Origin of the sequence: Flavobacterium sp. GP15 (assembly GCF_014281985.1) — a bacterium.
Classification (GTDB): domain Bacteria; phylum Bacteroidota; class Bacteroidia; order Flavobacteriales; family Flavobacteriaceae; genus Flavobacterium; species Flavobacterium pygoscelis.
Map to the genome: position 1 here is coordinate 1 of NZ_JACFTC010000014.1, position 5,690 is coordinate 5,690.

Annotated in this window: 2 tRNA genes and 3 rRNA genes; all 5 read left to right on the plus strand. The window is 46.2% G+C overall.

The features are described 5' to 3' along the window. Positions 1-442 precede the first annotated feature (442 nt). A 16S ribosomal RNA gene (locus H2650_RS15455) occupies positions 443-1,956 on the plus strand. Between the two features lie 217 nt (positions 1,957-2,173). Then, positions 2,174-2,247: transfer RNA gene (locus H2650_RS15460), tRNA-Ile, on the plus strand. A 98-nt stretch (positions 2,248-2,345) separates the two neighbouring features. Next, positions 2,346-2,419 (plus strand) — tRNA-Ala (locus tag H2650_RS15465). 126 nt (positions 2,420-2,545) lie between these two features. Beyond that, positions 2,546-5,430, plus strand: a 23S ribosomal RNA gene (locus tag H2650_RS15470). Between the two features lie 130 nt (positions 5,431-5,560). Further along, positions 5,561-5,670 (plus strand): 5S ribosomal RNA (gene rrf, locus H2650_RS15475). Together the 16S, 23S and 5S rRNA genes with 2 tRNA genes alongside form the textbook arrangement of a ribosomal RNA operon. Positions 5,671-5,690: the final 20 nt, after the last annotated feature.

The following is a 5,690-nucleotide window of genomic DNA, read 5'->3' on the forward strand; positions in this document are numbered from 1 at the left end:
AAGTTCTTACTTAAATAATGAAAATCGGATCAAAAATAAAGCGAAAGTTTTAGAAAAAAGATTTGGTAAGAATAAAAGAAGTAGTTACATTTGCCCTCCCTTAGGGGAAGCAAGTTCTTAGACAGATTGAGCAGGTGATTAGGTTGAGCGATCAATTTATGACATGAAAAGCGGAGAAAATTATTTTTCAAAAAACTTTTCAAAAACGCTTGTGAGATTTAAAAAGAGGTTGTACTTTTGCACCCGCTTCCAGCGACACACGATGTGTGTTAAAAGAAGGGAAAAACAAGAAGAACACGTTCCTAGACATATTGAATTGACAGCCGTTTTAACAGAGATGTTAAAACAAAAGAATAAGAGTAATAGAATCGAAAGATTTGAATAACACCGATAGAATTGGAGTCGAATAACAATAGCTTAAATTTATTTAAGCACACAATATACGATGAAGAGTTTGATCCTGGCTCAGGATGAACGCTAGCGGCAGGCTTAACACATGCAAGTCGAGGGGTATAGGTTTTCGGACCTAGAGACCGGCGCACGGGTGCGTAACGCGTATGCAATCTACCTTTCACAGAGGGATAGCCCAGAGAAATTTGGATTAATACCTCATAGTATTATAGGATGGCATCATTTTATAATTAAAGTCACAACGGTGAAAGATGAGCATGCGTCCCATTAGTTAGTTGGTAAGGTAACGGCTTACCAAGACTACGATGGGTAGGGGTCCTGAGAGGGAGATCCCCCACACTGGTACTGAGACACGGACCAGACTCCTACGGGAGGCAGCAGTGAGGAATATTGGACAATGGGCGCAAGCCTGATCCAGCCATGCCGCGTGCAGGATGACGGTCCTATGGATTGTAAACTGCTTTTATACGAGAAGAAACAGTACTTCGTGAAGTACCTTGACGGTATCGTAAGAATAAGGATCGGCTAACTCCGTGCCAGCAGCCGCGGTAATACGGAGGATCCAAGCGTTATCCGGAATCATTGGGTTTAAAGGGTCCGTAGGCGGTTTAGTAAGTCAGTGGTGAAAGCCCATCGCTCAACGGTGGAACGGCCATTGATACTGCTAAACTTGAATTATTAGGAAGTAACTAGAATATGTAGTGTAGCGGTGAAATGCTTAGAGATTACATGGAATACCAATTGCGAAGGCAGGTTACTACTAATGGATTGACGCTGATGGACGAAAGCGTGGGTAGCGAACAGGATTAGATACCCTGGTAGTCCACGCCGTAAACGATGGATACTAGCTGTTGGGAGCAATCTCAGTGGCTAAGCGAAAGTGATAAGTATCCCACCTGGGGAGTACGTTCGCAAGAATGAAACTCAAAGGAATTGACGGGGGCCCGCACAAGCGGTGGAGCATGTGGTTTAATTCGATGATACGCGAGGAACCTTACCAAGGCTTAAATGTAGATTGACCGTTTTGGAAACAGAACTTTCGCAAGACAATTTACAAGGTGCTGCATGGTTGTCGTCAGCTCGTGCCGTGAGGTGTCAGGTTAAGTCCTATAACGAGCGCAACCCCTGTTGTTAGTTGCCAGCGAGTCATGTCGGGAACTCTAACAAGACTGCCAGTGCAAACTGTGAGGAAGGTGGGGATGACGTCAAATCATCACGGCCCTTACGCCTTGGGCTACACACGTGCTACAATGGCCGGTACAGAGAGCAGCCACTGGGCGACCAGGAGCGAATCTATAAAACCGGTCACAGTTCGGATCGGAGTCTGCAACTCGACTCCGTGAAGCTGGAATCGCTAGTAATCGGATATCAGCCATGATCCGGTGAATACGTTCCCGGGCCTTGTACACACCGCCCGTCAAGCCATGGAAGCTGGGGGTGCCTGAAGTCGGTGACCGCAAGGAGCTGCCTAGGGTAAAACTGGTAACTAGGGCTAAGTCGTAACAAGGTAGCCGTACCGGAAGGTGCGGCTGGAACACCTCCTTTCTAGAGCCTAATTTGTTAGTTTAGCAATAAACACGATTAGGAAAGAAGACAAAGATTATATTGGAATAGAATAGATACATTTTATTACTCTTGCTGTTAGTTCAAATAATACAATTAAGTAAAAGATAAACGATTTAAGATTGTTGAATGCTGATTGGAGATTATAGGTTTAAGAATCTAAGATCAAAAATCGTTAATCATAAATCAGAAATCACCTTGTCTCGTAGCTCAGCTGGTTAGAGTACTACACTGATAATGTAGGGGTCGACAGTTCGAGTCTGTCCGAGACAACAATTACTTAAAAAAAAGGAAATTCTAGAAGTTGGGATTCGCCGAAGATTTAAGATTTAAAAATCAGAAATCTGAATTCAAAGATCTAAAATTGAAACGGGGGATTAGCTCAGCTGGCTAGAGCGCCTGCCTTGCACGCAGGAGGTCAACGGTTCGACTCCGTTATTCTCCACTATTCCGAGAGGAAAAAAGTTCATTGACATATTGAGATAAGAAAATAATAAAAAGTAGAAAGCATTTTTACTTGTTTATTTATAGACAAGTAAAGAAACGGCATGTTTTAATTAACATGTTGGTACAATAAGCAAAATAAGGGCGTATGGGGGATGCCTTGGCTCTCAGAGGCGATGAAAGGCGTGATAAGCTGCGAAAAGCTACGGGGATTGGCACACACGATATGATCCGTAGATACCTGAATGGGGCAACCCACTATGTTGAAGACATAGTACACCGATAGGTGGGCAAACCCGCTGAACTGAAACATCTAAGTAGGCGGAGGAGAAGAAAACAAAAGTGATTCCGTAAGTAGTGGCGAGCGAACGCGGATTAGCCCAAACCAATGCTGTTACGGCAGGATTGGGGTTGTAGGACCACGATATTTGTTGCGGATAGAATTAGAATCTACTGGAAAGTAGAGCCATAGAAGGTGATAGCCCTGTATAAGTAATAGAAGATAACGATAGTGGTATCCTGAGTAGGGCGGGACACGAGAAATCCTGTCTGAATTTGGCGGGACCATCCGCTAAGGCTAAATACTCCTGAGAGACCGATAGTGAACCAGTACCGTGAGGGAAAGGTGAAAAGAACCGTGAATAACGGAGTGAAATAGATCCTGAAACCATACGCTTACAAGCGGTCGGAGCCCTTTCGTGGGGTGACGGCGTGCCTTTTGCATAATGAGCCTACGAGTTAACGTTGCTGGCAAGGATAAGTGGTTAAGCCACGGATCCGTAGCGAAAGCGAGTCTGAATAGGGCGCTTTAGTCAGTAGTGTTAGACGCGAAACCGTGTGATCTACCCATGGACAGGTTGAAGCTGTGGTAACACACAGTGGAGGACCGAACCCGTTGACGTTGAAAAGTCTTGGGATGATCTGTGGGTAGGGGTGAAAGGCCAATCAAACTCGGAAATAGCTCGTACTCCCCGAAATGCATTTAGGTGCAGCGTTATGCGTAAAGTTATATAGAGGTAGAGCTACTGATTGGATGCGGGGGCTTCACCGCCTACCAATTCCTGACAAACTCCGAATGCTATATAATGTTTCATAACAGTGAGGGCTTGGGTGCTAAGGTCCAAGTCCGAGAGGGAAAGAACCCAGACCATCAGCTAAGGTCCCCAAATATATACTAAGTTGAAAGAACGAGGTTTGTCTGCCCAGACAGCTAGGATGTTGGCTTGGAAGCAGCCATTCATTTAAAGAGTGCGTAACAGCTCACTAGTCGAGCGGACGAGCATGGATAATAATCGGGCATAAGTATATTACCGAAGCTATGGATTTACAATTTATTGTAAGTGGTAGGGGAGCATTCTAACAGGGTTGAAGGTGTGTCGTAAGGCATGCTGGACTGGTTAGAAAAGAAAATGTAGGCATAAGTAACGATAATGCGGGCGAGAAACCCGCACACCGAAAGACTAAGGTTTCCACAGCTATGCTAATCAGCTGTGGGTTAGTCGGGACCTAAGGCGAACCCGAAAGGGACAGTCGATGGACAACGGGTTAATATTCCCGTACTAGTTATTACTGTGATGGGGTGACGGAGTGATGAAAGCGCCGCGAACTGACGGAATAGTTCGTTGAAGTACCTACCTATAAGACCCGCAGGCAAATCCACGGGTTTTGGGGAAATACGATAGTACTCGGAGACTTCGGTTGAAGAGATAGTGCGCCTAAGGGCTTCCAAGAAAAACCTCTAAACTTCAGGTAATAAGTACCCGTACCGCAAACCGACACAGGTAGTCGAGGAGAGAATCCTAAGGTGCTCGAGAGATTCATGGCTAAGGAATTAGGCAAAATAGACCCGTAACTTCGGGAGAAGGGTCGCCCCGAGTAATCGGGGCCGCAGTGAAGAGGTCCAGGCGACTGTTTATCAAAAACACAGGGCTCTGCAAAATCGTAAGATGAAGTATAGGGCCTGACACCTGCCCGGTGCTGGAAGGTTAAGTGGAGATGTTATCTTCGGAGAAGCATTGAAATGAAGCCCCAGTAAACGGCGGCCGTAACTATAACGGTCCTAAGGTAGCGAAATTCCTTGTCGGGTAAGTTCCGACCTGCACGAATGGTGTAACGATCTGGACACTGTCTCAGCCATGAGCTCGGTGAAATTGTAGTAGCGGTGAAGATGCCGCTTACCCGCAGTGGGACGAAAAGACCCTGTGCACCTTTACTATAGCTTAGTATTGACCTTGGATAAATGATGTGTAGGATAGGTTGGAGACTGTGAAGTGGCGTCGCTAGGCGTTGTGGAGTCATTGTTGAAATACAACCCTTTGTTTATCTGAGGCCTAACCCCGCTTAAGCGGGGGACATTGCTTGGTGGGTAGTTTGACTGGGGTGGTCGCCTCCAAAAGAGTAACGGAGGCTTCTAAAGGTTCCCTCAGTACGCTTGGTAACCGTGCGTAGAGTGCAATGGCATAAGGGAGCTTGACTGAGAGACATACAGGTCGATCAGGTACGAAAGTAGAGCATAGTGATCCGGTGGTTCCGCATGGAAGGGCCATCGCTCAAAGGATAAAAGGTACGCCGGGGATAACAGGCTGATCTCCCCCAAGAGCTCATATCGACGGGGGGGTTTGGCACCTCGATGTCGGCTCGTCACATCCTGGGGCTGGAGAAGGTCCCAAGGGTTGGGCTGTTCGCCCATTAAAGTGGCACGCGAGCTGGGTTCAGAACGTCGTGAGACAGTTCGGTCTCTATCTACTGTGGGCGCAAGAAATTTGAGTGGATCTGATTCTAGTACGAGAGGACCGAATTGGACAAACCTCTAGTGTATCTGTTGTCACGCCAGTGGCACCGCAGAGTAGCTACGTTTGGAAGGGATAAGCGCTGAAAGCATATAAGCGCGAAACCCACCACAAGATGAGATTTCTTTTAAGGGTCGTGGGAGATGACCACGTTGATAGGCTATAGATGTAAAGGCAGTAATGTCATAGTCGAGTAGTACTAATAACCCGTAAGCTTATGTACGCTTTTCTCCCCCATCTCGGTGGGGGAGAAGAAACTTTCTAATACTTTAAATTTTTCTTTATCTCAGTATGTTAAGATATTATGTAATGTTGATTAGCTAGAAGCTAATTTACCCATTGCAAAACGACCTTAAGGTGGTTATTGCGGCGGGGCTCACCTCTTCCCATCCCGAACAGAGTAGTTAAGCCCGCCTGCGCAGATGGTACTGCAGTTATGTGGGAGAGTATGTCGTCGCCTTTCTTTAAAAACCCTTCATCTAT